Here is a 26,735-nt window from a genome sequence, read left to right on the forward strand (position 1 = left end):
GGACGGCGGGTTAGGTCAATGTTATGATTGAGCGATGTTTGGACTTGCATGGGGCTCATCGACACCCTCGAAGACACGCCGCCTGTTGATCAGCCACTCCGGAAAATCCGTGCGTGGCCTGATTGAGTCGATCCATCGACAATGGTACACCTGTAGCACGCTGGGAAAGGGTATGCGAATGTCCGATGCGCGACCGGAATGGTAACTGAGAAGGAGAGATGAGGGTCATGGGCGTCATCCTTGCCGGAACTCCGCAGGCACTTCGTAGGAGATCTCCTGCAACCAGCAGCGGCGCCGGGAGACCGAGCGCGAAACCGCCACGGGACGACGCCTTGGCCGCGGTGGGACGCGAGGCCGCGCGGCTCGCCCAACCCGTCGATCTCGTTGCCGCGCTGGACGACATCCTGAGCAACGTGCAACAGCTTGTGAACGGCTCCGCGTCCGCGGTCTGGTTGCGCGATTCCACCGGCACGCGCCTCTCCGTGAAGACGCATCGCGGCTATGACGGCGGGACGCCGAAGCCGCTGGCGCTCGATGCGGAGCACGAAGATGCGCGGGCTCGTGTCTTGACCGCCGGGCAACCCCGTTACGCCGGGGATGCCCGGCGGATGTCGGGCCGCCCCGGTGCGGGCATCACGACGGGCTTCGGCGCGATCTTGCCCCTGCGGGTTGACGGTCACGTCGTCGGTGTCTTGACCCTCGAGCGTCGAGATCGGCACGCGATCCCCGCCGCCACGCGGAAGGCGTTGACCGTGTTCGCCGCGTTGGCGTCGCTGGCGGTGTATCAGGCGCGACAACAGGAGCTCCTGGCGGAGCAGGGTCGCACGGCCCGAGAGGTCAGCGACAGCGCCGAGAGCTTCGCGAGCTTGTTCAACGCCACGACCGAGGGGATCGTGATCCATGACCAAGCGCGCATCGTCGCCGTGAACCAGACGTTCGCCGCGATGAACGGATATACGCAGGACGAGCTCATCGGCAAGAACGCTCTGGATATCATGACACCCGAGTCCCGGCCACTGGCGCTCGACAACATCCGTACGAACGCCGCGGAGCCGTACGACGTCGTGGGGTTGCGGAAGGATGGGTCGACCTTTCCGGCCGAGCTCGCGGGGCGGCCGATTCGTTTTCAGGGTCGGTTCCTCCGCATGGTCACGGTACGGGACATCAGCAAGCGCAAGCAGGCCGAGGAGATGGCGCGCGTTGGCGCGGATCTCAGCGAAGCGCTCCAGGTGAGTCTCAGCGTGGAAGAGGCAAGCACGGTGGTCAGCCGTTTCTCCATGCAAGCATTCCCCGACGCGTCCGGCACGATTGTGCTCAACAATGGATCACCGCTGACGCCCGCCGCCGCGTGGGGCCCGGCCTCGGCCCTCCTGGGGTCGGGTGGGTTTGCCCCGCAAGACTGCTGGGCCCTTCGCCGCGGGCGTCCGCATCTTGTGTCTGACTCGAGCACCGGCCTCTTGTGTAGACACGTGTCCGCACCGGTTCCACCAGCGTATCAGTGCATCCCGCTGATCGCGCAGGGAGAAACCTTGGGTGTGATGTCGTTGACGGCAGGCGGCAAAGGGACAAAGGGCGAGTTGACCCCCGCCGTCGCGCGCCTCGCGAAGACAATGGCGGACCACCTGAGCCTGGCCCTGGCCAACCTGCGGCTGCGCGAGGCGCTGCGCGCACAGTCGGTACGGGATCCCCTGACCGGGCTCTTCAACAGACGCTACCTTGAGGAGACGTTGGAACGTGAGTTCCGGCGAGGCCAGCGCGCGGGGAGCGCGCTGAGCGTCATCATGTTCGACATCGACCACTTCAAGCTGTTCAACGACAGTTTCGGCCACGACGTCGGGGACACGTTGCTGCGGCATCTTGCGGATCTCACGCGGAGTCAGTTTCGCAGCGAGGACATCGTGTGTCGGTACGGCGGCGAAGAATTCGTGGTGGTGCTCCCGGCGACCGGCCGTGACGAGGCTCGGGCGCGCGCCGAGACGCTGCGGGAGGTCGTCGCCGATCTGCGCATCGCGCAAGGCGGGCGGCGGCCGGGTGAGATCACGATTTCGCTCGGCGTGGCGACGATTCCGGACCACGGCTCGAGCCCGGGCGCGCTGCTCCACGCCGCCGATGTCGCGCTGTATCGTGCCAAGCAGAATGGGCGCGACCGGGTCGAGACTGCGACGCCGGGGTAGCGTCGAGGCGGGCGTAAGGGCGCCTACCGGGATGGCTCGAACAGGGGAACCCGATCCATCTCGGGGACGGTCACCAAGCCCTTATCCGTGAGACGGATCGCGGGGATCACGCTGAGCGGCAGCAGGTTGAACCCCATGAAGGGCAGCAAGCACCCCGCCTCGGTCCACGCGCGCTTGAGCCCGGCGACCTCCTCGGCGACCGCCACGGCGCGGCGGTCCGAGAGCAGTCCGGCGATCGGAAGCGCGACGCGGGCCCGGACTCGACCGTCCCTGACGACCACGACGCCGCCCGCCGTGTCCCGAACGGCTTCCACGGCGCGGCACATCTCCGCCTCGTCGATGCCGGCCACGATCAGGTTGTGCGCATCGTGTCCGACGGAGCTGGCCACCGCCCCCGCCGTGAGGCCGAAGTCCGCGAGGAGCCCGTGCGCCGCCCCACCGCCGCGTCCGTAACGTTCGAGCACCGCGACGAAGCACAGGCGGTGCCGCGCGAGCAGCTCGGGCCAGGACGTCCCCGCGGCAACGTCAATCGTCTCGTGAACCGTCGCGATGCCGGGCATCGCGACGCGGATGACATGGGCGCGGCACGGCAGCGGTGGCAATTCCGGGGTGAGACGCGGGATCTCCGGAATCTGGACCGTCGCGTAGGCAGCTCGTGGGTAGGCGTAGCGCTGAGAGAGCACCTCATCCAGCACTGGAGTGATCTTGCGGTGTTCGACGACGAGCGTCCCGCCGTACCACGTGCTCTGCGGCTCGAGGTCGTCGTTGAGGAGGGCGATATCGGCACGACGTCCGTGCCCGAGGCCGCCGAGCTCGCCGTCCATCCCGTACCTGGTGGCCGGGTGCAGCGATCCCAGGCTCCACGCCGGCGGTTTCGGAATGCCGGCCGCGACGGCCTGACGGACCACCCAATCCAGCCCGAAATGGAAGAGATCGTCCGTATCGCGGTCGTCGGTGCACACGCAGACGCGTTTCGAACTGGCCATCAGCTCGGTGATCGTGCGGACCGCCGCCGGCAGACTGTGCCACGGCGTGGTGGGAGGCCCCCCGCGGAGAAATACCCAGAGACCGGCCTCGAGGAGATCGTCCGCGATCTCCCGGCTCACGGCTTCATGGGTGTCGGTGACACCGCTTGCCGCGTACGCGGCCACGAACTCCTGGCCGTAAACGTGGCCGCAGACCGGGAGTCCCCGGGCCAGGGCTTGTTGGATGATGGCGTGGCTGCGCGGATCGCCGAGGGCGACCTGGACGAAGTCCATCTTCTCGCCCAACGCGACCGCTTCCGGCCAGCGGTCGAAGAGCCGGCCGACCGCCTGGGGCGAGAGATCGCCGCCGGCGGTCTCGAACTCTTCGGTCGTGGCAGGGATCGTGCTGGGTACCGTGAGGAAGATGTTCAGGGGCGCCCGGCGCGCGTCTTCGAGCATCCACTCGATGCCCTGCTCGCCGCAGACGTTGCCGATCTCGTGGCTGTCGGCGAAGATCGTCGTGGTGCCGTTCAGCAGGGCCGCCTCGGCGAACGCGCACGCCGTGACCATGCTGCTCTCGATGTGCACGTGCGGGTCCACGAGCCCTGGGGCCAGGATGCCTCCCGCGGCGTCGTAGAATCGCGCCCCGGAGTCTCGCTTGCACCGGCCGGCCGGGACGACCGCCGCGATCCGCCCGGCGTGAATCAGGATCTCCCGGTCTTCGAGCACGCGGTCGGTGTAGACGGAGAGGATTCTCGCGCCGGTGATGACGGTCTCCGGGGCGAGCCGGAACGACGCCACCGCCGCGAGATCACGGGTTAGCGTGTGAAGGGGAGGGACCGAGAGCCGGTTCATGCGCGCGCCGCACCCGTCGTCTGCGTCATCGCCTTCGCAGCATGGTAACAGGGGCAGACGGCGTTCGTCAAGCCGGTGCGGGGGCACATTCTCCGTCGTCGGGGACTGCGTGTCGGCCGAAGGGATGCGGCTTCGGCCGACACGCGCAACAGCACTGCCTACCCTGCGCTGTTCCCGATGCGCGCCTGACCGGTCACGCGGACGCTTTCTCCGGAAGCTCCCCGAAAAAGCCGGTGATGCGCTGCAGCCGGCCGTCGGGGGCCAGTCGGCCGACGTCGATGCCAGCCACCACGACGCTGCCGTCAGGGGCCGCGAGTTCCCATGCGAAGCGGAGCTGGTCGTGGTGCGTGTCGACGCCGCTGGTACGGCGAAACCGGTGGCCGGGGAACCGGGCCTGCACGGTGGCCACCATGTCGCCGATGGCGGTGTGGCCCTCGGCCTCCAACTGGGGGTCGACGTAGCGGCCATCGCCCGCCCAACTGTGTCTGATGTGCGCGGCCCGCCGGGTCGGATCGGTCTCGTTCCACATCGCAAGATACGTGTCGACGGTTGTCGTGGCGTTGCTCATCTGACGCCTCCTGTCAAACCGAGATTGGTGAGACAGGAGCATTCTCGCACCGACGGCGGCCGAAAGACAATTACCTCCGACGTCGTGGATCACGCAGATGTTCGTCGTCCCCGCGTCCGGCGCGCGCCGGTCACTTCTTCGGATCGAGCTTCAACGCCGCCGAGTTGATGCAGTATCGCAGCCCAGTCGGCCGAGGGCCGTCGTCGAACACGTGACCCAGATGCGCGTCGCATCTGGCGCACAGGACTTCCGTCCGGAGCATTCCGTGGCTGCGGTCGACGTGCTTGTCCACGCGGTCGTCGGCGACCGGGCTGGTAAAGCTCGGCCAACCGCAGCCCGCATCGAATTTCGCATCGGACTCGAAGAGTTCGGCACCGCAGCATACGCAGCGATAGACGCCGGGCGTCGTCGCTCTCTCATACTCGCCGGTGAAGGGCCGTTCGGTGGCCTTCTGGCGTGTGACAGCATATTGCTCTGGCGTCAACTGCGCACGCCATTCACTGTCGGTCTTTTGGATCTTGTCCGGCATCGTGGCACCCCGCGGATAGTCGGTGTTGGCGTCGGCGAACCGCCAGATGTGGTGTCGGCGGCCCGTTGACGCTGCTACGTGCATTCTACTACGGCGAGTGACGCGGGCACTGCGCTGAGCCTTAACATATTTTTAGCGCCCATCCCCCTCGAGGCAGTGCCGGCGCTGGTGCGCGATGTTCTTGCCCAGCGACACATTCTGGAGTCGGTTGTCGCCGCCGGCGTCCCCGGCTGGCTCCGCCTGCAGCGGCGCGCGACAGCCCACGCCGCACCCGGACTACCGATCCCGCGACGTCGTCAGCTTGTGCTTGTTCACCCACTCGATTTGTGCGGTGTGGTGTCCAGCGTGCCAGACGTAGTGGGCGAGCGCGCGCCACAGAGGCACGACCTCCTGGTTTTCCGGGTGGTAGAACGATCGTTCGAACGCGTCGGGCGCAAGTGATCGGAGCAGGCACACCCAGCGCGCGTGCAGCCCCTCCAGGATCCGCAACGACGGCTCGACGTCCCCGCACCGAGCGTCGGCGAGCAGCGACCACCGAGTCTCGTCGTACGGTCTGATGGTGGGGCGCTCTTCCGTCAGCGCCAGCTTAAAGCGAATGTAGCTGTTCTGGTGGCTGTCCGCCAGGTGGTGCGCGATTTGGCGGATCGTCCAGTTCCGATACACGGTGTCGAGCTGTTCGTTCGAGAGTCTCGACACCGCCTCGCGCAGCCGCGCGGGGGCGCGTTCCAGTTCGCCGATCCACGCCTCGCGGTGCCGGGCGTCGTGCGCCTCAGCGGCGACGAACGGCCCCGTCGGAAACGGCGGCGGTTCCGGCGATATCCGATCTTTCATGCGTGTCCCTCCAGGTGTGGCGTTTCGACCCGGCTACGCGAGCGGGATGCGCTCCACCATCAGCACCGAGTAGTCCAGGTTCTCCGCCGCGACTCCCGCCTGCCGCAACATCGTCATAATCTGGGCCCGGTGGTGGATCTCGTGGAACAGAATCTGGCCGGCGATTCCCCCCGCGGTCAACTGGAACCGCATCGGCGGGGTCATGTCTCGCGCGACCATGGCCGTGGGGCGGTCCGGATCGCCGAGATCGGCGAGCGCCGCCCGCGTGCTCGAGCGCTGTCGGTCCCATGCCGCGACTAGAGGCTCGAGATCCGGCAGCCGTTCGAGGGTGAAAGGGTTGTTCTGCCGGATCTCCTGCGCGACCACCTCACTCTTTCTCAGCGCTTCGACGTAGCCCCATTCCGCGCCCGCGACGTGAAGCAACGTCGCGCGGATGGAGCCTCGTCCGACCGGGAACGCCTGCGTGTACGCTTGGGGAGAAGCCTGCCGCACCCACTCCAGCAGCCTGGCGCGCGCGCGTACGAGATAGTCGAAGTATGTCACGAGCCCGTCAGCGAGGGTCGCCTTGGCGTGGGAATCAGAAGATTCGGCCATTTCCTACAGTCACCTCCGTAGGGTCACGTAGCCCCTAGCGCGTACGCTGCCGCATGCGCGGTCCACGTCACGATGAGCGGCGCGCCGCCTCAAGTGCGGCCGCCAGCTGCTCCGCGCCCCTTCGCAGTACGTCGGGGCGAGCCGCCGCGAATCCCAGCGCAAGCCCGTTCGCGGCTCGGGCAGGCCGCGCAGAATATGCCGCCAGCGGGGTAGCTTCAATGCCGCGACTGTGCGCCTCCGCGGATACCCTTACGGCGTCCACTCCATCGAGGTCAGCCACCGCGTGCAGGCCCGTCTGCACCGGCCGCAGCCGCAGCGCGCCGCCGCAGTAGCGTTCCACCGCGGCGGCCAGCGCCTCGAGGCGCTGGCGGTATGCCGTCCTCATACGGCGCAGGTGCCGGGCGAAATGGCCCTCGCGGATGAAATCGGCGAGCACCGCCTGGTCGAGCACCGGTGGATGTTGGTCCGCGGCACGGCGCGCGGCGACGAGGCGATCCCGGAGATCGGGCGGTACGATGAGAAACCCGAGGCGGAGCGCCGGGAACAGCGTCTTGCTGAAACTGCCCGTATAGATCACGCGGCCGCCAGCATCGAGGCCGTGCAAGCAAGGGATGGCGCGGGTTCCATAACGGAACTCGCTGTCGTAGTCGTCTTCGATCACCCACGCGCGCGCCGCCCCGGCCCACTTCAGCAGCGCGAGCCGCCGCCGCAGGCTCATCGGGACACCGAGCGGGTACTGGTGGGACGGTGTGACATACACCAGACGAGCGTCATCCGCGCGGCGGGCACCAGCGTCGACGTCAAGGCCTTCCGCGTCGACCCGCACCGGGACGATGTGCGCTCCGGCCCCGAGCAGGGCGCTGCGCGCGCCGGGGTAGCCAGGTTCCTCCATCCAGGCCCGATCTCCCGGATCGAGCAGCACTCGGCAGATTAAGTCGAACCCTTGCTGCGCGCCGGCGACGATGATCACGTGGTCGGCGACGCACTGGGTCCCACGTGCCGTCTGCACATGGGCGGCAATGGCTTCACGCAGAGCCGCAAGCCCGCCGACGTCACCGTAGTCCAGATTCGCCGCGGTCGCGGATCGAAGCCGGCGGTTGATGAGCCGTTGCCAGATCCTGATCGGGAAAAGATCGACTCCTGGTGTTCCCATGCGAAAGGCCCTCGGCGGGCCGGCGAGCCGCTGCGCGCCTTGCGGCGCCGCCGCCAGAGCCACGCCACGGTGCGACAGTGATAGGCGCGCCCGCCGTGCCGCGGGATGGTTCGTCCGCGGACCTCCCCGGCAGGGGAAAGAGGGCAGGTCATCCGGGAGGTCGTCCGCGACGAACGTGCCCGCGCCGCGCCGCGTGGCAAGATAACCTTCTGACAACAGCTGCTCAAGGGCAAGGACCGCAGTGGTCCGAGAGATGCGCAGGTCGTGGGCCAGTTCCCGTGACGACGGAAGACGTGTCCCTCGCGAGACTGCGCCAGACAAGATTGCGAGCCTGATGCTCCGATAGATCTGGTGTTGCAGCGTGCCTGCGGCGCGCGGATCGATGCGGACGAACAGGTCTGTGGCCAGATGCTCGGCCATCGACGGCCCCCGCGAGCGTCTTATGGGTGAGGCGACTCTCCATGTCATTTGGTTCTATGCACAGCGCACAAATGCGCAGCCTCATCATACCAGCTGGGCGGGACCTCGTGGCGGGTAAGTGGTCTGAACGCTTTCCACGCGACTGGACCTACATCGTGCACCAGCCCGCGGCGACAATAGGCGATGACGGTGTCGCGCAGTTCGAGATCGACGTACGAGGCCGCGAGCGGAGGGCGCACCCATCATGAAACATACGCTCGGTCTGTGGCAAGGCGTCGCGCTGTACGTGGGGGCGGTGCTGGGGACGGGCATGCTCGTTTTGCCCGCGGTGGCCGCGGCGACCGCAGGTCCGGCTTCGATCCTCGCATGGCTCGCGCTCGTGGTGATCTCGTGCCCGATGGCGCTCACCTACGCAGCCCTGTCACGCGACCGGCCTGATGCCGCCGGGTTCTCCGGCGCGATCGAGCGCGCCTTCGGTCCCCAGTGGGGCGCCGTGGCGGGATGGCTCTTTCTGGCGGCCGCGCCGACCGGATACGTCGTCGCCGCCCTCATCGCCGGAGGGTATGCTGCGAGCCTCATCGGGGGCGGGCGGGAAGGCGCGTTCGCGCTCGGAGGGGGATTGGTGTGCCTCGCCTACGTCCTGAACCTCGTGGGCTTGCGCGTGAGCGCGGGCGCGCAGCTCTTCTCTGTCGGGGCGATTACAGCCGGAATGGTGCTCATCGTCGGGCGGGCGCTCGGCCACGTGGAGAAATCCGCGTTCGTCCCGTTTGCCCCACATGGGCACGCCGCGATCGGCCTCGCCGCCGTGCAGCTGTTCTGGGCGTTCGTCGGGTGGGAAGCGATTACGCCGCTTGCCACGGAATTCCGCAACCCGCGAGACATCTCTCGCGCCAGCCTGCTTGCCGTCGTGGTTGTCGGCATCCTCTATCTGTCCCTCGCGGTCGCCACCGTCGGTATGCACGCGTACGGCCCAGCGCTCCAGTCGGCGACGCCCCTGGTCAGCATGGCGGCCGTCACGTTCGGGCCGTCGGCTGCGCTCATGATCGGTATCGCTGGTTTTGTGCTGTCGTTCGCCCCGGTGAACGCCTATGTCGCTGGCATGGGCCGGCTGATACCGGCGCTCGCGCGCCGGCGGCAACTCCCGGCCTGGCTCGGAAACGCGCCGGCATCGGGGACGCCGCGGCGCGCCCTCGCCGTGTTGGGAGCGTTGTGCGCCGCAGCGGCCGTGGTCGCATACGCAGCGGGGTGGAGTATCGCCGATCTGCTGCCGTTCTCCACGTCATCGTTCATCGCGACCTACGTACTCTCGATGGCCGCGGCCGTGCGCCTGCTCCGTCCACCCCTCAGGTACGCGGCCGTCGCATCGCTCGTGACATGCACAATCGTCCTTCTCTTCATCGGTCCGTTGCTGGCGTGGATCGCCGGCGTCGCGGCCTGCGCACTCGCGTACCAGGGCGTTGTGGCGCTTCGGGAGCGCGGCGGCGCGCCCGGCGGGAAAGTGCCGGCGTGATCTCGGCCCCTGCCAGATGCGGATCGGCAACTGCGTAATCGAGCGGCGCACACCACGCGATTCACGCTGGACCTGGGTCGTCGTGGTGGCGGTTGTGGCGTCGTGTGTGGTTCGCTTGAGGGGGCTGGCAGTTTCTTGTCGCACGCCAGCCACGGCTCCAAGGCCGTAACTCCCAACCGACCGGTCTGGAGAACGCTGGACAACCAGCATCGAAATCCAACAGCACCTATCGCTGCTTTGCGAGGTTGTCGAACCGGCTGTGCTCCTTGTGGAAGTACAGCTCCACGGTGCCGATCGGTCCGTTGCGGTGCTTCGCGATGATGACTTCGCAGATGTTCTCCTTGTTCTCCTTCTGTGCCTTCTCCTGATCGTAGTAGTCCTCGCGGTAGAGGAATAGTACGAGGTCGCTGACCTGCTCGATTTCGCCAGAGTTGTGGCTGACGATTCCGTCGGCCAACCACGAGGCGGGACCGGGAACTGTGAGATCGAATACTTCCCCCTGCCCCGCTGGCTCACTGGAGATCACGCAGTCCCAAAAGAGACCATTGCCGCATTCGGCTCCAACGGGACCATCGCCGAACAGTTCCGCGCGTTCGAGCAGCGTTGCACCGGACGCGACCTTGGACTGCGCTACGCTTCCGGGGACGCGTTTGGTGAATGCCGCGACGGTCCGCGCCTCCGGCAGGGATTCGGGCGCGAGTGCCTTCGGGAGTTCACGCGCGACAGCGACGCGATCTCCGATTGACAGCTCCCGCGTCTGCACCCATCCCCTGCCGCTATACAGTCGGTGAGCCTTCGTTGCTCGGATCGTCCGGCCACTCGCCAATTTCACCTCGACGACATCGCGTCGCCCGACGCACCACACAGCGTCTGCCTTCGCGCGAACAATGCGCCCGTCCTGCGCCATGGACAGTACTGACGGCGTCGTGCCTACGAGGTCGCGAATTGGCACGCGCCGACCGTCCGCGAGGAGTACGAGCGTATCGCCCGTGACGCACTCGCGAAGGTGGCTCAGCATCGGCCGCTTCTGTCCAAGAGACTCGACGGCCCGGCTGAGCTGCGAGATCGCGATAATGGGGATGTCCAGCTCCTTCGCGAGCGACTTGATGTTGCGCGCGATCTCGCTCAGCTCCTGGGTGCGGTTCTCGGTGCGCCTGAACGACTGGATCAGTTGGATGTAGTCAATGACGATCAGGCCCAGGCCGTGTTCCGCCTTGAGCTTGCGCGCCTTTGCGCGCATCTCGACCACCGAGAGCATCGCCGAATCGTCGATGAAGATCGGCGCCTCGCTGAGTCCGCCCATCGCCCGCGCGAGTTTGCGCCAATCCTCGTCGGCGAGAAAGCCCGTGCGCAGCTTCGTGTTGTCCACCTGCGCCTCGGAGCACAGGATGCGCTGCACGAGCTGCTCCTTGCTCGTCTCGAGGCTGAAGATCGCGACTGGAATCTTGTGGGTGAGCGCCGCGTGCTGGGCGATGTTGACGGCGAACGTCGTGTTGTGGACGCAGACGTCGTTGGCCACGAAGTTGTGCGTGACCGGGATCGTCAGATCGTACACTTGCTTGGATCCCGCGGGGTCGATCGCGACGATCTCGTCCCAGTAGACGTCGCTGCCGGCGATCTGCGCCAGCGCCGCCAGATCCAGCGTGTGTGCGACCGCAAGCAGGCCTTCCCGAGTCAACTCCGCTGGCCTAGTGAGGGTGCGGGACGACGCCCCGAGGTCGCGGCCCTGCGCAACCGTGCCCCACGACGCGGGCCCCGTTGCCGCGGCGATCGCCTGCCAGACGCCTGAGGACAAGATGTCAGCGTTGGGCCTGCGGGTGCCGTCGGCGAGGGCGTCGACGACGCGGCCGAGCTGTGCCTGCCGGCCAAAGATGCCGATCTCGCGCGCGAAGATCCAAAGCGAGGCGGGATCGGTAATCTCGATCTGCCAGCGTGATTGTTGCACGCCCCGGGCGAGCACCGTTCGGCCGCGGATCGCGGCGAGGATCCCGAACCGGAGCAAGAGGTGCTGGACCTGACGGGCAAGCCGCTCGCCGGTCGTCGCGTATCCGATCTTCGCTTGGCTCCCGGGTTCTGCCGCGACCCAGCCCCCGGTTGCAAACAGCTTGTTCAGAAACAGCGCGAGGTGGTGGCGAGGTAGCGTGAAGACCTTGGCAGGCACATGCCGCTCGCCCGTGCGCGCGGCGGTGAGGCCGTGCCGCTTGAGCCGGGACACCAGCGCGGTGTGGGTGCTCGTGCCGGCGGCGCGCGAGGGCGCGGGCGTCTGTCGGCGGGCCCGCCGCCGTGCGGCGCCGAACGCGTGGGTGGCGCGCAACACATCATCAGCGATGGCCGGATGCGCGCGCGCGAACGCGGCGCTTCCTCCGGTGAACAATGCACCGCCGGTGGCGTACGCGAGCAACGTGACCTCGCACTCACGCATCGAGGTATCGCCGAAGACGCCGATGCGTCTCGGCACGGCGATCCGCTCGCCGACGCGGAGTGCGGCGAGCGGAAGCCATCCCTCGATGGTCAGGAAGGGGTGGCTGGCGGTGCATTCTACGGTCCGGCCCAATCTCGTCATGACGCGAAACACGGGCTTGATGCCGTCGTCTACGAACGCAGAGGGTTCCGTGGTGCGCAGCTTCCAGTCGGCGCCCAGCGTCAGGAGGCGCGCCCGCTTCCGTCGGTACACATCCTCGATCGTGGCGACGCTGCCGTCCGCCAGCACGATCTCGGCGTCGTGGCTGAGGCACTTCCCCACCGACGGCCTCGCGGCGACGATGATCATGTCCGACGGTTGGAGCCCCGACGTCAGCATGTCCAAGTCGGTGAAACTGGTGGAGACGCCGGTGACGGTGCCCTTCTCCTGGTACCGTTTGTCGATCTTCTCGAAGCTTTCCTTGAGGATCTCCTTGATCGCCTGGAAGTCCTGGACGTTGCGGCGCGCCGCAATCCCGAACACGAGCTTCTCGGCCTGATCGATCAACGCGGCGACGTCGTCCGCGCCCTCGTACCCGAGGGTCGCGATGTGCGTGCCGGCGTTGATCAAGGACCGGAGCATGGACTTCTCAAGCACGATGCCTGCGTAGTAGTCCACGTTCGCTGCGGTCGGCACGACGTTCGGGAGCGAGGCGAGATACGTCGCACCGCCGACGTCGTCGATCTTGCCCATCACGGAGAGCCGATTGGTCACGGTGATCAGGTCCACCGGCTCACCGCGGTCGAACAAGTCGATCATCGCCGCGAAGATCACGCGGTGCGCGTCGCGGTAGAAGTCCTCTGGTCGGAGCGCTTCCAGGACGCGCGCGATCGCATCGCGATCGAGCAGCATCGATCCCAGGACGCCCTGCTCTGCCTCAAGATTCTGTGGCGGGATACGCTCTAGTTGTTGGACGATGCTCACGCGGGCGGGCCTCCGGGGCCGGGTCTGTAGGAATTATAGAACATATGTTCGGTCTCGTCCAGTCCCAGGTGCGACCCCCGGCCTGCCCGCCGCCGGTGGCCGGGAGGTCGATTGCGCGACCCATGAGGATGTTCGACCAAGGGGAGAAATGCGAGACCGCGAGGCGGCATCCCTTGTGGGCTGCTTGCGTCTTTGCTGGGACATCGCTGAGGATAACCTGGGTACGCGTGGGGCGAGCCTGTGGATGATCCCGTCGCCCGCTCCAGAAAGGTGTTGATAGCATGTGGAGAAGCTGCGTCCTCGATGTGGACCCGACGCGGGCCGGAGGGTTGAGGGCGTGCGCGCAAGGTCGTACCGTGGAGTCGAGTCGCCACTCCGGCGGCTTCTTCGGCCGCACACACGCGGCCACGTACCAGGCCGATTGGGGAGGGAGCGCCGTGGCCGACGCAGGTGTGCCCCGGGATTTTCGCGGGTTCACGGAGGAGACGCGGGAGATCTGGAACGAGAACGCGGACTGGTGGGATCAACACGCCGGCGACGGGGGCCTGGAGTTCCAGCGGACGATGATCGACCCGGCGACGGCGAGGCTGCTCGCATTGTGCCCGGGAGAGCTCGTGTTGGACCTCGCGTGTGGGAACGGCGCCTCCGCCCGCAAGATGGCGGAGGCGGGCGCCCGGGTGGTCGCCGTGGACTTCAGCGAGCGGCTGATTGCGCACGCGAGGCTGCGCACGACGAAACACGTCGACCGAATCGACTACCGCGTGATGAACCTCACCGACGAGGACGCGCTGCGATCGCTCGGCGCGCGGTGCTTCGATGCGGCCGTGTGCACAATGGCTCTCTTTGATATCGCGGACATCGAGCCGCTGGGCGCGGCGTTGCCGGGTCTGCTGCGCGACGGCGGCCGGTTTGTGTTCTCAGTGACGCACCCGTGCTTCAACACGGCGGGGGTCACGAAAACGCTCGAAGAGCAATTGCTCAACGGGCGGTTCGCGGTGACGCGCGGGGTCAAAATCGTCGCGTACCTCCGGCCCACCGCTCGGACGGGCCTCGTGGGACCGCCGAACCAGCCGGTACCGCACTACTACTTCGACCGCCCGCTCGGCATCCTGTTCGGCACCTTCTTCCGAGGCGGCCTCATGCTGGACGCGCTCGAAGAGCCCGCCGTGCCTGCGGGCGCCGGCGACGGTGGGTTGTCCTGGAGGAACTACACAGAGATTCCGCCGGTGCTCATTGCGCGGATGCGTGTCTAGCCGGCGCCCACCACGTTGATCTCCACCATCGCGGTGTGCTGGTGGTGGAGATGCACCGGGACCTTGTAAAATCCCGTGGTCCTGATCGGCTCGGCGAGTTCGATCTGCTTCTTTGTGATCTCCACGCCCTTCCGGCTGATCGCGTCGGCGATGTCCTGCGCGGTAACCGAACCGAACAGGCGTCCCTCCTCGCCGGCGCGAGCGCGAACCTCGACGACGAGCGCTTCGAGCCGGGTCTTGAGCGTGGCGACCTCCTGGAGGACGCGGGTTTCGCGCTGCTGTGCGGCCTCGCGGGTCCGGGCGAGATTGTGCAGGCTGCTCTCCGTCGCCGGCGCCGCCAGGCCGCGCGGCAACAGGAAGTTCCGCGCGTAGCCATCCTTGACGTCCCGGACTTCCCCGGTGCGCCCGATCGACGGAACGTCTTTCAATAGAATGACCTTCATTATGGATGCACCGCCTTTGTCTGGTCGTCGCGCACGGCCCCGTCTGGGTCGGGTGCGTTGTTGGCCGGTTCCCGGCCTAGGGACTGGCCGGCGTCCGGGGCGTCGCCCCGAGCCTCCCCTGACGCTGTGGCGGGCGCGCTCAACCTGCGATAGTCGAACCACGTATCGAGCACTCCGATCATGGCAATGGCCGCAATGGGCAAGATGCCCCCCGAGATCAGGAGCATGCCTGCCAGCACGATCACAAATCGCGGGATCTGGCGCGCGGTGAGCCACGAGATGCCGACCAGGGCGCCCTGAAACCCAAAGACGAACAGCGTCACCAGCGTCGCGTCGAGCGGCGCCGTGGCCAGGAGCGGCACGCGCAGGCTCGCCAGCGAGAGGCCGCCGCCGGTCCAGAGCAGCACCGTCGCCAGCAGCGGCGGGACCCGCCACGCCAGAATCGGAGGCACACCGGGAAGCGTGTGGCCGATGCGGCGGAGCACGGTGCGGGCAACGACGTAGCAGAGATATGACCACAAGAGAGCGCCGAGTCCGAACATGACCGGGAGGGCAGCGTGCAGGAGCTTGGGCATCACCACAATCGCTTGCCGCAGCTCGTCGAGCTGCGGTGCGGGCGCCCCGAGCTTCTGCTGCAGAGAGATCGTCATCTGCATCGCGTCGACCTGGCTCTTGATGAACTGTCCGATGAGATCCTGGTGGAGCAGGGCCGTCGCGGCCAGGAGAGCGGCCACCGCTGACACGAGAAAGGCGACCGCGCCGGCCAGGATCGTGAGTTCGGCGCCGATTCCCCGCCACACCCCCCACCCAAGCGCGAGCCCGAGCGGGGCGAACGTGGCGGCGGCCGAGAGGGCGTTGACCGGACCGACGAACTGGAAAAGGACGGCCGATGCGACCACGGCGGCCAAGACTGCCGTGCGAGGTCCCCACCGGATGACTAACAGCATAATCGGGAGCGGGGCGAGCAGGACGCCGACGAACGGGGCGATCAGCCCCGCCGCGGCCACGATCACGGTGAGCGCGGCAAGGATCGCCCCTTCGGTCAGCCCTCGCGTAGGGTGGCGCCGTGCGTCCTTGGCCATCGCGGGGCTGGGCGAGGGAACCGATCGAGCACGGCCGCCGCGCAGACTACTCCCCCGTGTACGGCAGGAGGGCCAATTCTCTCGCGCGCTTGATCGCGACCGCTAGGGCGCGCTGGTGCTTGGCGCAGTTGCCGGAGACTCGGCGCGGCAGGATCTTCCCGCGTTCGGTGACGAACCGCCGCAGCCGATTCACTTCCTTGTAGTCGATGAACGTCGCCTTTTCCGTGCAGAACGAACAAACCTTGCGCTTAGGACGGCGGCGGTAGTCCCGGCGCGGGCGTGACTCTCCTCGATCCCTGCCTTCGGGCATTGCTCCCCTCCTTGCGTGATGTTTCGAGCCCACCGGTCGTCGAGTCCCGACGGCCGGTGGCGAGCACGGCCGTTAGAACGGGACGTCCTCGTCCTGGCTTGCTGGCGCCGGTTCCTCAGCAGATCCGGCCTCGCCAGCGCCCGCCGCGGCGCGCGTACGATCTGCGCGATCGAGGAACCGGACTCCATCCGCCACGACCTCGGCGACCTTTCGCTTCTGACCGTCCTGCGTCTCATACGAGCGGATCTGCAGGCGTCCCTCGACTGCCACCATCCGCCCCTTCGTCATATACTGGCTGACCTGCTCCGCCAGCTTTCGCCACGCGACGATGTCGATGAAGTCGGTCTCCCGGTTGCCCTGCTGGTCGCGGAATGGTCGGTCCACGGCCAGCGTGAACGACGCGACGGGGGCTCCGCTCGGCACGTACCGCAGTTCGGGGTCCCGAGTCAGGCGACCGATCAAAATGATCCGGTTATACATGGCCCGTGCCCGAAGGCGAGTCCGAGGGGTGCTCCTCCGTGGTCGGCGAAGCCGTCGCTGCCGGTTCGGCGGCGGTCGGGGCGGTGGGTCCCGCAGGGGGCGTGGTGGTGGGCGCCGCCGGTGCCGTCGCAGCGGGCGCCTGCGCCGGTGCCGTCGCAGCGGGCGCCTGCGTCGGTGTCGCCGCAGCGGGCGCTTGAGACGCCCGATGGGTGGCGACGGTAAACCGCAACAGCCCCTCGTGGAGGCCGAGCGTCTGGCGGAGCGGGCCCACCCGACCCGAATCGAGGTCAAAAACGGTCAGCACGTAGAAACCGTCGCGGTAGTTCTGGATGGGATACGCGATCCGGCGCTTGCCCCACCGATCGGTGGACTTGACGGTGCCCCCGTTCTCCGTGATCCGCTGGTGGATCCGCTCGATCGCGGCGTTCAGCGCATCCTCGTCGAAATCGGGACGAACAATGGAGACAATCTCGTAGGTGCTCAATCGCACCCTCCTTCCTCTGGGCTGTTCGGGTCTGGTCTGGATCCCGCGGCTCTGCTCGAACGACCCGGCGCGGCGTGCTCCGGGGCGGGGCAGGGCAGGAAGGCAGCGGCCGCGCAACACGCGGCCATCCGCTATGCAATTGTAAAGGGCTCGGCTAACCACGAGATTATACCACGTGCCCGATCGCGACCACAAGCGGCCATCCGCCTCGGAATGCGTGTGTTCCCCAGGCAGTCACGGTTACCTCACGGCCCGCGAAGGCAACCGCGGCGGTACGGTCGCCCGGTCACGACGCCGCGAACCGGAACGTGATCACGTCCCCGTCGCGGATTTCGTAGTCCTTGCCCTCGAGTCGCAGCAATCCGCGGTCGCGTGCCGCGGCGAGGGACCCGCAGACCACGAGGTCGTCCCACGCGATGACCTCGGCGCGGATGAACCCACGTTCCATGTCGGTGTGAATGCGTCCCGCCGCCTGCGGGGCGTGGGCGCCGGCCGGCACGTGCCAGGCCCGGACCTCCGAGGAGGCGATCGAGAAGAACGTCCTGAGGCCGAGGAGCGATTGGCACGCCCGCACCAGTCGCGGCAGCCCGCGCTCCGTGAGACCGAGCGCGGCGAGGAACTGGTGCGCCTCGTCGTTGGGCAGCTCGGACAGTTCCAACTCGAGTTTCGCGAAGATCCCCAACGCCGCCGCGCCGATGTGCGACGCGTAGCGCTCGACCGCCTCGAGGGCGGCCTGACTCTCGAGGTCGCGATCATCCAGGTTGGCGACGTACAACACAGACCGGGACGTCAGGAGGTGGAGCTGGTCGGTCACCAGCGCGGCGACGCCTCCGGCGCCCGGCATGACGAACGTCCGCGCCGGGCGCCCCGCGGCGACATGCGCCTCCAGCGCCGCCAGGATGGTGTCGTCCTCTCGCGCCGCGCGGTCGCCGCTCCGCGCCCGCGGCGTCACCTGCGCGCGCGCCCGCCCCACGGTGGCTAGGTCGGCGAGCAGCAGCTCCGTGTCGACGATACCGATGTCGCGCACCGGATCAACGCTGCCCTCCACGTGGGCGATGGAGCCGCCGAAACAGCGGACGACGTGGAGCAGGGCGTCCACCTCCCGGATGTGCCCGAGGAACTGGTTGCCCAGGCCCTCCCCGGCGTGCGCGTTTCGCACGAGCCCGGCGATATCCACCAGTTCGAGCGTCGTCGGTACGACGCGGTCGGGGTGCATGACCGCGGCGATGGCCGCGAGGCGGTCGTCTGGAATCCGAACGACGCCGACGTTCGGTGCGATCGTGGTGAAGGGGTACGGGGCGATGTCGGCGTCGGTGGCCGTGATCGCGCGAAAGAGCGTGGACTTGCCGGCGTTGGGAAGGCCGATCAGGCCGCAGGTCAGAGACACGGTGTATGAGGGGCCGTGCGCCGGATGCTCACCCGGACGTCGCCGCGACCGCGTTGCCGCCGGACTGCTTGACCGCGTACATCCGCCTGTCCGCCGCATCGACGAGGGCGTCCGGCGTCGCCCCGTCGTCCGGGTGGGTGGCCACGCCGAGGCTCAACGTGATCGACGCCGACTCAGTGCCGACGACGAACGGCGTGCGTTCGACCGTCCTGCGGATACGCTCGGCGACTGCGATCGCGGCGTCTTTGGCGGTGTGGGGCAGGCAGATCATGAACTCGTCACCGCCGTACCGGGCGACCACGTCCACCTGTTTCCGGTGCTCCCGCTCCAGCACGGCGGCGACCTTTCGCAGCACCTCGTCGCCCCGGAGATGGCCGTAGGCGTCGTTGTAGCGTTTGAACCGGTCGATCTCCACCATGATCAGCGACAGCGGCAGTTCGTACCGCTTCGCCCGCTCCAGTTCGTGGTCGAGGGCTTGCCGGAAGGCACGGTGGTTCAGCAGGCCCGAGAGCCCGTCCGTGATCGCCAGGTGCCGGGCCTGCTGGTACAGTTTGGCGTTCTCGATCGCCGCCGCACCGTACGCCGCGATCGTCGTGAGCAGCTGCCGGTCGCGGTCGCCAAACGATCCCGGCGTGTCGGAGCCGACACTGAGCACGCCCAGCACACGTCCTTCCCAGATCAACGGTGCGGCGAACGCGGCACCCGCCGGCCCGTGCGGGGTCCCGTCGCCCGCCGCCGACGTATCGGTGATCAACACGGGTCTCGCGTCCCGGGCGGCCCGGCCTTCGGCGCCCTGGCCAACGGCGATGCGCTCCCCGATCCGCGCCCGGCCGCCGTGGGCGGCGCGCACCTCCAGGCCGTCCAGCGCATCGGCCAGCGCGAACGTGGCGTGATCGTAGCCGAACCGCCGGCACGTCGCCGACGCGAGCGCTTCGGCGATCGTCGAGACCTCGAGGGAGGCGTTGAGTTCCTGGGCGATCTCGTACAGCGCCTGCAGGTCGTCCCGACGCTGCTGCGCCTCGGTGAACAGTTCGGCGTTGCGAAACGACGCGGTGACCTCGCTCGCCAACGTGGCGAGCAGATCGACATCCGCGCGGGTGAGCGTCGGCTCGACGACCTCGACGTTGAGCGCTCCGATCGCGCGTTCGTCCAACACGATCGGGACGCACGCCTGTTGGGTCACGCGCGGGTCGATCGCGACGTAGTCGGTATCGCGTGCCACGTCCTCCACGAGCTGCGGCCGTCCGGTGCGGATCGTTCGGCCGATCACGCCACGGGCGGCCGCCTCGGTGTCCGGCGGACGCGCGTAACCGCGATGGGCCATCACGTGAAGCTGGTCGCCCCGGACCAGGAAAATCGAGGCGAACGGGTACCCGCGCGCGGTGCGCAGTTCGTCGATGAGCGTCTTGCAGACTTCGTCGGGCCGGAGCGACGCGGCGACGCGGGTGACCGTTCGGTGCACCAACCCGAGCTGATGTGCCCGCTCCTCGGCCTGCCGCAGCAGGCGGGCGTTTTGGACCGCGATCGCCGCTTGGTTGGCGAAGGCCCGGCCGAGCGAGATCTCGTCGTCGCCGTACGCCCGGATGACGTCGTGATAGAACGACAGCAGGCCGATCACCCCGTCGCGGAAGACCAGCGGAAACATCGCGAGCGTTCGGTATCCGACCTGCCTGACGCCGGCCTGGTCGATCCGGGGATCCTCGAGCACGTCGGGGACGACTACCGGCTCACGCAGTCGCATCGCAACATTGCCGAGACTGGTCCCCGCCCGCAGCCGTTCCTCGGCGCTGCGCAGGTGGTCATCGGGCACGCCACGGGCATGCGTCTGAATGCTCCCCGTCTCCGATTCGACGAGGGAGATCGCGCAGCGATCGGCACCGAGCACATCGCGGGCGCTCTGCTCGATGAGCGCGAAGATCGCATCCAGATCGTGTTCGGTGTTGATCCGCTCGGAGATCTGTTCGAGCGCCTTCATCTGTTGCAGCTGGAGCGTGGTCGCGTGCGACAGCCGGGCATTCTCGATCACGATCGCGCCCTCGTTTGCGAGCGTCTGGAGCAACTCGATCTCCTCCGGAGTCCACTCGTGGGCCTCCGTTCGCCCCACGACGACGGTGCCGACCGGCCGGCCGCGAAACGACATCGGCACGGCGAGGAGCGCGATCGACCGTCCGGCCGGGAACGGCACGGGGGCGTCCGGCAGCCTGCGTCGGTCGGCGATGACCACCGCCCGCCCGGACTTCAGCGCCTCCGCGGAGACGCGCGTCTGCCAGAGGCCGCCGGGAGCCGCCGTGTTCCAGGCCGCCGTCTCCTCGGCTGTCAGGTTGTGAAACGCCACGCCCGTCAGCACGCGCGTCCCTGGATCGTACAGTGCCACGGCGCCGCGTTGAGCGCCAAGAGTCACGACCGCGGCGTCGACGATCGTCTGCTCGATCGCGTGCGGCCGGCTGTCGCCGACGGCCGCGCGGGCCACCTGTTGCAACGCGGCCATCCTCACCAGCGTGCGGCGCGACGCTTCATAGAGACGGGCATTGTGGATCGCGAGCGCGGCCTGGGCGGCCAGCGTGGTCACGACCCGCTCGTGGTACGGGGTGAAGTAGCCCGGGATGCGCTTGATCAGGTGCAGCGTTCCCAGGGCCGTCCCTCCGGCGAGGAGGGGAGCGACGAGCAGCGACCGCACCGCGCTGGCGCCGAAGACCTGCTGCGTGTCGGGCCTCCGGCGCACGTCCTTGGCGTAGTCGTCAACCGTGACCGCGCGCCGCGAGGCGACCGCGTCGCCCGCGACTCCGACGTCGCCGACCTCGAGCAGCGGCGCGACCGTCGCCGGGTCCACGCCTCGGGCGAGCGCGAGTCGTTTCGCGCCGCCGGATTCGTACAGGACGACACAGGTGATGTCGGGGGCGGCGAGACGCTGGATCCGATCGGCGAGCCTCCCGAGGAGCTCCTGCAGGTCGAGCGTCTGCAGGAGGTCGCTGACCGCGCGGCGGATGTCGGCGGACTCGCTGAGCGCCTGCCGCCGGACGCTGTAGACCAGCAGCACGAAACTCGCGATCATGAGCATCATCAGGGACGCCGCCTCGGACCGCGGCAGGCTTCCCGCGGTGACGAGCGAGATCGCCATGCCGGAGGCGCCGAGCACGAGGCTGATGGGGACCTGCCACGAGGCGTTTGCGCGCAAGATCGTCGCGACCGGTTCGCGGCGGCTCGCCGAAAGACGCAGCGTCACCTGCAGCGCGGTGGCCGCAGCGTACACGACCAGGGTCGCCGTCAGCGGGATTAAAATCAGTTGGTTGTCGGCCGCGCTCAGGCTTGGTCGGCCGAACTGGAGGTGGCCCGGCGAAAGCCCGGTCCATGCGACTCCGGCGAGCAGCATCGAGACGGCGCGCTGTCCGATGTTGAATACCGTCCGGACGAGGGACCGGTGCCTCAGCAGGCTGCCGCCGATCGCGGTCCCGACCACAGCTACGATCGTCGCCGGGACGGGGCCCAGGATCGCGATCGCGGGGATCGTGACGAGCGGGCCGAACGTGGTTGCGCCCCCAAACGCCAGCGTGACCTGGCACCACTCCGCGCCGACGGCGAGCAGGGCGAACAGGGCGAACGTGCTCGTCGGAGGGTATTCGACCGGGAGGAAGAGGTGGATGAGGAGCAGGGTGATCCCCGCGGCGATCGGGGCGCCAAACGTTGCGGTCCATTCCCAGCGGCGTTGTGTTCGGTCGTCCACGGTATGCCCCATGTGAGACGGCATTGACGCGAGCCCGCCTGTTGGGGCGGCGTCGAGCGGGGCGCACCGAGAAGACCCGGCGCGGCCAATACAGCCATTCTAGCATCTTTCCGTATCGGCGGCCGGGCGCGGAGGGCCGAGGTCAGCGCGTGTCGGAGGGCGCGGCCCCGGCGCCGGGGCCGCGTTTCGTAAACGCCTTGATCCGTCGCTCCAACTTCGTGCGCGGCATCAACACGTGCCGTCCGCAGCCGAGGCAGCGGATCCCGATGTCGGCGCCGAGGCGCACGATCTCCCACCGGTCGTCCCCGCAGGGATGGGCCTTGCGCGTCTGCACGACATCTCCGATCACGAGCTTGAGCACCGGCACGGCGCGTTCTCCGTCCTCGTCCCGGGTCACCGGCCGGCGGCGACGAGCACGTCGGTCGGCGCGTAGTCGTCGGTCAGCAATGGGACGTCTCCGGTCTCGATCGGGCCGTCGTAGAGGTCGCCCGCGTCGCGGACGAACCCGTCGATCCGGATCTGCCCGCGCGCCACCGCGCGCTCCGCGCGGGCGAGCACCTCCGCGCGGGTCTGTTCGGGGCCCGACGTACCGACCATGATGATGTTCTCCAACCCCTCGTCCCCGCCCCCGCCGACGGGAAACACGTACACGGCGGGGAACACCGATCGGAACGTCTTGTCGAACGCCCGGAAGAGCGGGCTCTGCGGCCCGCGGATCGCGCCGATCACGTTGCTCACGACGGCCCCACCCGGGGCGAGGTGGGCCGCAGCGCTCTCGTAGAACTCCCGCGTCGCGAGGTGAAACGGGATCGTGTCGATCAAGTACGCGTCGAGCACGATGAGATCGTATCGGTCCGCCGTCCGGCGGATCCACAGGCGGCCGTCCTGCACGTGCACCGCGAGGCGCGGCCCGTCGGGCAGGTCAAAGTACCGGCGGGCCGTCGCGACGACCGCGGGATCGATCTCGACCACGTCGATCCGGGCCTGCGGATAGTCCCGATAGAACCGGCTCGGCCCGGTGCCGCCGCCCATGCCGACGAACAGCACCCGCCGCACCGCCGGGACGAACAGCACGCCCAGGTGCAGGTAGTCCGTATACTGGAAGACCGTGTGCTGCGGCGCCCTCCGGTCAACGGCGCTCTGCCAGTAGCGGTCCAGTTTCAGGTACCGATACTCGCCTTCGTCGCTCACGCTGATCCGGTGGTAGATGGTATCGCGCGCGTAGATGACGTCCGGACCATCGGGAGGCACCACGCTGCCCGCGGCCACGACCGCCGCGATGATCGCGGCGGTGCCCGCAGCCGCCGGCACCCGCCGCGTCCACAGGAACCCGAGCAGGGCGAGCGCCATTTCCGTGGCCCCCAGGATCTGGACGATCGACCGGACGCCGAACATGGAGATCAGCACGAACGCGGCGAGCAGCGTGCCGACGATGCTGCCCAGCGTACTCAGCGCGTACAGGACCCCCGCGACGTTGCCGACCCCTTCCACGGACCTGGCGCTGAGGCGCACCGCGTAGGGAGAGATCGTGCCGAGCAGCGCGCTGGGGAGGAAGAAGAGCGCCGTCGCCCCCGCGATTGGGTTGGCGCGCGGTCCGTAGTCGTGCGCCGCGATCGCGCCGAGGATGTCCCCCGCGACGTGCGGGATCGGGTAGATGCACACGCCGGCGGCCAGCACCAATCCGAGAAACGGCCCCCAGGACGGCCAGCGCGTGGCGATGCGGCCGCCGACGAAGTAACCTAGGCTGAGCGCCGCCAGGAAGACGCCGATGAGACTCCCCCAGACGTAGATGGAGTTGCCGAAGTAGGGGGCCACGACGCGGCTTGCGACGATCTCGAGCGCGAGCAGGACGCCGCCGCTGACGAACACGATGACTTGAAGGATGGTCGCCCTCCACAGGAAGCGGGTGGGCAACACTTCCCCGCGAGGCGCGCGCCCCCTCCTGCGGGAGGAGGTGCGCGCCTCGCGGGGTGATGCAGGCGCGGTCAGACCGGGGTTGGGGCCGCCTTCTTGAACACGATCTCGCTCCCATGGGCGTCCACGAGGACCGTGTCACCCTCGCGGAACTCGCCGGCGAGCAGCTTGCGGCTCAACGGGTTCTCTACGACGCGTTGGATCAGCCGTCGCAGGGGCCGGGCGCCGAAATCGGGATTGTAGCCTTCCCGGGCCAGCAGCGCCTTCGCCGCGGGCGTCACGTCGAGCCGGACCTTCAGGCCCTCCAACCGTGCGACGAGCGTGCTCAATTGAAGCTCGACGATCTGCTCCAGATTTGCCCTGGTGAGCGGATGGAACACGATGATCTCGTCGATCCGGTTGAGAAACTCCGGCCGAAGCGTGCGCCGCAGTTCCTCCTGGATCTGGGCGCGGACCAGCTCGAACCCGGCCCGGTCGTCCGGCTCCAGATTGCGGAGGTATTGGCTCCCCAGGTTGCTCGTCATGATAATGATCGCATGCCGGAAGTCCACAGTGCGGCCGTGTCCGTCCGTCAGCCGGCCATCTTCGAGAATCTGGAGCAGGACGTTGAACACGTCCGGGTGCGCCTTCTCGATCTCGTCGAACAGGATCACCCGATACGGCCTGCGTCGCACCGCCTCCGTTAGCTGGCCGCCCTCATCGTAGCCGACGTACCCCGGCGGGGCGCCGATCAGGCGGCTCACCGTGTGTTTCTCCATGTACTCGGACATATCGATCCTGACCATCGCGTCTTCGTCGTCGAACAGGAGCACCGCCAGCGCGCGGGCGAGCTCCGTCTTCCCGACGCCGGTGGGCCCAAGGAACAGGAACGACCCCACGGGCCGCTTGGGGTCCGCGAGCCCCGCGCGCGACCGCCGGATCGCGTCCGCGACGGCCTGGACGGCGTCATCCTGGCCGACCACGCGCTCGTGCAGCCGCGCCTCCAACTGCAGTAGCTTCGCCATCTCGCCTTCCATGAGGCGCGTCACGGGGATGCCGGTCCAACGGCTGACGACCTCGGCCACGTCCTCCGCGCCGACTTCTTCCTTGAGCAGACGACCCTCGCCGAGCGCGGCCAGCTTGGCCTCCTGGGCCTTAAGCTGCTGCTCCAATTCCCGCAGCGTGCCGTACCGGAGCCGCGCCACCTTCTCGAGGTCAGCGGCGCGCTCGGCCTGGTCGATCTGGACGCGCGTTTCGTCGATCTTGGCCCGCGTCGCCCGCAGATCGGCGATGAGGGTCTTCTCCTGGTCCCATCGCACGCGCAGGGCCTGGCTCTGTTCGCGCAGCTCCGCGATCTCGCGCTCGATGCGGTCGAGCCGCTCGCGTGCGGCGGGATCCGTCTCCTTGCGGAGGGCCTCGCGCTCGATCTCGAGCTGCATGATCTTGCGGTCCGCCTCGTCGAGCGCGGCGGGTTTGCTGTCGATCTCCATGCGGAGGCGGCTCGCCGCCTCGTCGATCAGGTCGATCGCCTTGTCCGGCAAGAAGCGGTCGCTGATGTACCGATCGGAAAGCGTGGCGGCCGCGATCACGGCGCTGTCGGTGATCCGGACGCCGTGGTGGATCTCGTACTTCTCCTTGAGGCCGCGGAGAATGGAGATCGTCTCCTCGACCGACGGCTCCTCCACCAGCACCGGCTGGAACCGCCGCTCCAGCGCGGGGTCCTTCTCGATGTGCTTGCGGTACTCGTCGAGCGTGGTTGCGCCGATCGCGTGCAGCTCGCCCCGGGCGAGCATCGGCTTGAGCATGTTGCTCGCATCCATCGCGCCCTCGGCCGCGCCGGCGCCGACGACGGTGTGCAGCTCGTCGATGAAGAGGATGATCTCCCCCGCCGCGTCGGTCACCTCGCGCAGCACCGCCTTCAGCCGGTCTTCGAACTCGCCGCGGAACTTCGCGCCGGCAATCATCGCGCCGAGGTCCAGTTGCACGACGCGCTTGCGCCGGAGCCCCTCCGGGACGTCGCCGCGCACGATCCGTTGCGCGAGCCCCTCCACGATCGCCGTCTTGCCGACGCCCGGGTCGCCGATCAGGACCGGGTTGTTCTTGGTCCGGCGCGCGAGCACCTGGACGACGCGGCGAATCTCGTCGTCACGCCCGATCACCGGATCCAACTTGCCCTCGCGGGCCATCTTGGTGAGGTCCTTGCCGTACCGCTCGAGCGCCTGGTACTTCGATTCGGGGCTCTGATCCGTCACGCGCTGTCCGCCCCGCACCTGCGAGAGCGCGGCGTAGATCTTCTCGCGATCCACGCCCGCCTGGGCGACATCCCGACCCGCGGCGGTGTTCTGGTCGGCCGCGATGCCGAGCAGGAGGTGTTCTGTGCTGATGTACTCGTCCTTCAGGCGCTGCGCTTCCGCCTGCGCGGTCTCGAGCACCCGGCGCAGTTCCGGCGAGATCGTGGGATCCTGACCCCCGTGGATCTTGGGGCGCCGGGCGAGCTCCTGCTCGATGCGTGTCCTGAGCGCGCCGACGTCGGCGCCGACGCGCCCGAGCACCGCCGCGGGCACGCCATCCTGCGGCCCCAACAACGCGAGCAGCAGGTGATCGCTGTCGATCTGCGCGTGGTTCTGGTCGCGCGCCAGGGTTTGCGCCGCGACAAGCGCTTCCTGTGCTTTCTCGGTGAACCGGTCAAATTTCATCG

At 68.2% G+C, this 26,735-nt stretch carries 20 protein-coding genes and 1 pseudogene; 3 read left to right on the top strand and 18 right to left on the bottom strand.

Translation table 11 applies throughout. The features are described from left to right. Window positions 1-341: 341 nt before the first annotated feature. A complete protein-coding gene (locus tag VKZ50_17540) occupies window positions 342-2,174 on the top strand; it encodes a diguanylate cyclase (protein ID HLJ61530.1) in 1,833 nt (610 codons plus the stop codon). A 23-nt stretch (window positions 2,175-2,197) separates the two neighbouring features. On the opposite strand, the gene VKZ50_17545 is transcribed toward VKZ50_17540, so the two are convergent. The 7 genes and pseudogenes from VKZ50_17545 to VKZ50_17575 all read right to left on the bottom strand — a co-directional run bounded on the left by VKZ50_17545 (window position 2,198) and on the right by VKZ50_17575 (window position 8,137). Next, on the bottom strand, window positions 2,198-3,994 hold the full coding sequence (locus VKZ50_17545; protein HLJ61531.1) for an adenine deaminase C-terminal domain-containing protein: 1,797 nt from the start codon (window positions 3,992-3,994) through the stop codon (window positions 2,198-2,200). A gap of 193 nt (window positions 3,995-4,187) precedes the next feature. Next, window positions 4,188-4,562 (bottom strand): nuclear transport factor 2 family protein, encoded by a 375-nt coding sequence (locus tag VKZ50_17550; protein HLJ61532.1) that lies wholly within the window; start codon window positions 4,560-4,562, stop codon window positions 4,188-4,190. Window positions 4,563-4,692: 130 nt separating this feature from the next. Next, window positions 4,693-5,091 carry a peptide-methionine (R)-S-oxide reductase MsrB gene (gene msrB, locus VKZ50_17555; protein ID HLJ61533.1) on the bottom strand — a complete coding sequence of 133 codons (399 nt, stop codon included), beginning with the start codon at window positions 5,089-5,091 and terminating at the stop codon, window positions 4,693-4,695. A gap of 276 nt (window positions 5,092-5,367) precedes the next feature. Next, window positions 5,368-5,922, bottom strand: a complete 555-nt coding sequence (locus VKZ50_17560; GenBank protein ID HLJ61534.1) for a putative metal-dependent hydrolase — start codon at window positions 5,920-5,922, stop codon at window positions 5,368-5,370. A gap of 33 nt (window positions 5,923-5,955) precedes the next feature. Continuing rightward, on the bottom strand, window positions 5,956-6,516 hold the full coding sequence (locus VKZ50_17565; protein ID HLJ61535.1) for a DinB family protein: 561 nt from the start codon (window positions 6,514-6,516) through the stop codon (window positions 5,956-5,958). A 67-nt stretch (window positions 6,517-6,583) separates the two neighbouring features. Further along, a complete protein-coding gene (locus VKZ50_17570; GenBank protein ID HLJ61536.1) occupies window positions 6,584-7,669 on the bottom strand; it encodes a PLP-dependent aminotransferase family protein in 1,086 nt (361 codons plus the stop codon). Between the two features lie 180 nt (window positions 7,670-7,849). Then, a pseudogene (locus VKZ50_17575) lies at window positions 7,850-8,137 on the bottom strand (winged helix-turn-helix domain-containing protein). A 196-nt stretch (window positions 8,138-8,333) separates the two neighbouring features. Between VKZ50_17575 and VKZ50_17580 the strand changes: the two are divergent. Further along, window positions 8,334-9,599: an amino acid permease gene (locus VKZ50_17580; GenBank protein ID HLJ61537.1), complete on the top strand. Its 1,266-nt coding sequence runs from the start codon at window positions 8,334-8,336 to the stop codon at window positions 9,597-9,599. A gap of 226 nt (window positions 9,600-9,825) precedes the next feature. On the opposite strand, the gene dnaB is transcribed toward VKZ50_17580, so the two are convergent. Further along, a complete protein-coding gene (gene dnaB, locus VKZ50_17585) occupies window positions 9,826-12,984 on the bottom strand; it encodes a replicative DNA helicase (protein ID HLJ61538.1) in 3,159 nt (1,052 codons plus the stop codon). A gap of 437 nt (window positions 12,985-13,421) precedes the next feature. Here dnaB and VKZ50_17590 point away from each other — a divergent pair, with 437 nt between their 5' ends. Continuing rightward, window positions 13,422-14,237: a class I SAM-dependent methyltransferase gene (locus VKZ50_17590; protein HLJ61539.1), complete on the top strand. Its 816-nt coding sequence runs from the start codon at window positions 13,422-13,424 to the stop codon at window positions 14,235-14,237. Here the strand turns inward: VKZ50_17590 and rplI are convergent. From rplI to clpB, 10 genes are all read right to left on the bottom strand, one after another. Continuing rightward, complete coding sequence (rplI, locus tag VKZ50_17595) at window positions 14,234-14,680, bottom strand: 50S ribosomal protein L9 (protein HLJ61540.1); 447 nt, start codon at window positions 14,678-14,680, stop codon at window positions 14,234-14,236. The two genes, VKZ50_17590 and rplI, sit on opposite strands and share 4 nt — an antisense overlap. After that, a complete protein-coding gene (locus VKZ50_17600) occupies window positions 14,680-15,762 on the bottom strand; it encodes a DUF2232 domain-containing protein (protein HLJ61541.1) in 1,083 nt (360 codons plus the stop codon). The genes rplI and VKZ50_17600 overlap by 1 nt, the downstream gene beginning before the upstream one ends. Window positions 15,763-15,808: 46 nt before the next feature. Continuing rightward, window positions 15,809-16,072, bottom strand: a complete 264-nt coding sequence (gene rpsR / locus VKZ50_17605; GenBank protein HLJ61542.1) for a 30S ribosomal protein S18 — start codon at window positions 16,070-16,072, stop codon at window positions 15,809-15,811. 72 nt (window positions 16,073-16,144) lie between these two features. Then, a complete protein-coding gene (ssb, locus tag VKZ50_17610) occupies window positions 16,145-16,552 on the bottom strand; it encodes a single-stranded DNA-binding protein (protein ID HLJ61543.1) in 408 nt (135 codons plus the stop codon). After that, window positions 16,545-17,036 (bottom strand): 30S ribosomal protein S6, encoded by a 492-nt coding sequence (rpsF, locus tag VKZ50_17615; GenBank protein HLJ61544.1) that lies wholly within the window; start codon window positions 17,034-17,036, stop codon window positions 16,545-16,547. Before rpsF ends, ssb begins: the two co-directional genes overlap by 8 nt. A gap of 286 nt (window positions 17,037-17,322) precedes the next feature. After that, entirely contained in the window at window positions 17,323-18,423 is a 1,101-nt protein-coding gene (gene ychF, locus VKZ50_17620; GenBank protein HLJ61545.1) for a redox-regulated ATPase YchF, read from the bottom strand. A 28-nt stretch (window positions 18,424-18,451) separates the two neighbouring features. Continuing rightward, a complete protein-coding gene (locus tag VKZ50_17625; GenBank protein HLJ61546.1) occupies window positions 18,452-22,144 on the bottom strand; it encodes a GAF domain-containing protein in 3,693 nt (1,230 codons plus the stop codon). 142 nt (window positions 22,145-22,286) lie between these two features. After that, complete coding sequence (locus tag VKZ50_17630; protein HLJ61547.1) at window positions 22,287-22,511, bottom strand: DUF951 domain-containing protein; 225 nt, start codon at window positions 22,509-22,511, stop codon at window positions 22,287-22,289. Window positions 22,512-22,537: 26 nt separating this feature from the next. Beyond that, window positions 22,538-24,058: a fused MFS/spermidine synthase gene (locus VKZ50_17635; GenBank protein HLJ61548.1), complete on the bottom strand. Its 1,521-nt coding sequence runs from the start codon at window positions 24,056-24,058 to the stop codon at window positions 22,538-22,540. 71 nt (window positions 24,059-24,129) lie between these two features. Continuing rightward, on the bottom strand, window positions 24,130-26,733 hold the full coding sequence (gene clpB / locus VKZ50_17640) for an ATP-dependent chaperone ClpB (protein HLJ61549.1): 2,604 nt from the start codon (window positions 26,731-26,733) through the stop codon (window positions 24,130-24,132). Window positions 26,734-26,735 lie beyond the last annotated feature (2 nt).

It is taken from the genome of bacterium, from assembly GCA_035295165.1.
Classification (GTDB): Bacteria; Sysuimicrobiota; Sysuimicrobiia; order Sysuimicrobiales; family Segetimicrobiaceae; genus JAJPIA01.